The sequence below is a fragment of the Leptotrichia sp. oral taxon 879 str. F0557 genome (genome assembly GCF_000469385.1).
Classification (GTDB): domain Bacteria; phylum Fusobacteriota; class Fusobacteriia; order Fusobacteriales; family Leptotrichiaceae; genus Leptotrichia; species Leptotrichia mesophila.
In genome coordinates this window covers 4,958-5,594 of the sequence record NZ_KI271298.1, presented here as the reverse complement: position 1 = coordinate 5,594, position 637 = coordinate 4,958, and the positions used below count along the sequence as shown (strand labels likewise).

Below are 637 nucleotides of genomic sequence, written 5' to 3'. Positions count from 1 at the left end.
AAATTATTTTTTTCTGAAAAACTTTTTATTTTCCCTTTTAACTTTTCTGATGTCATATCAAAACCTCCAAATATTCTCTCACTTTTTTTTCAATTTTCAATTCTTTACTATATTTTATTAATTTTCTTACTTTTATATCTTTATCTTTAAAAAATAATTTTAGTGCTTTTGAGAATACATCTACATCAATTTTTCCTTTATTTTTTATAATATCACATATCGTTCTCTCTTTATCATAGATATAAATTTTAGCCCCCATTTTACTCAAAGTTTCAATTTTACCACTTTCAAATATTTCTTTTTTTACATAATGAATTTTCAAATTTTTAAATTTTTTCGTAATATGTAAAACATTGTAACCTTGTGGAACTGTTATTGAAATTGTATTTGGCACTCTATCTGTTAAATTATGAAAATATAGAGCAGTCGTATTTGAAAAAATCACATTATTATTTTTTTGTATTTTCATAAATTCATCTGTAATTGTATCACTTTTCTGATAAACTCCTTGCTTTACTCTCTCTAAAATTCCTTTTTTACATAAATTAGAAAGCGTCTGTCTTTTTATGCCAATTTTTTCTGCTTCCTTAACTGTTATTATAATATTATTTTCAAAAAAATTATTTAATTTATTATT

Annotated in this window: 1 protein-coding gene; it reads right to left on the bottom strand. The window is 21.5% G+C overall.

The genetic code is table 11. From position 1 onward, the window contains the following. Positions 1-52 precede the first annotated feature (52 nt). Positions 53-637: type IV toxin-antitoxin system AbiEi family antitoxin domain-containing protein (locus tag HMPREF1552_RS03015; RefSeq protein ID WP_021743598.1), on the bottom strand; the 585-nt coding region annotated here is incomplete at its 5' end.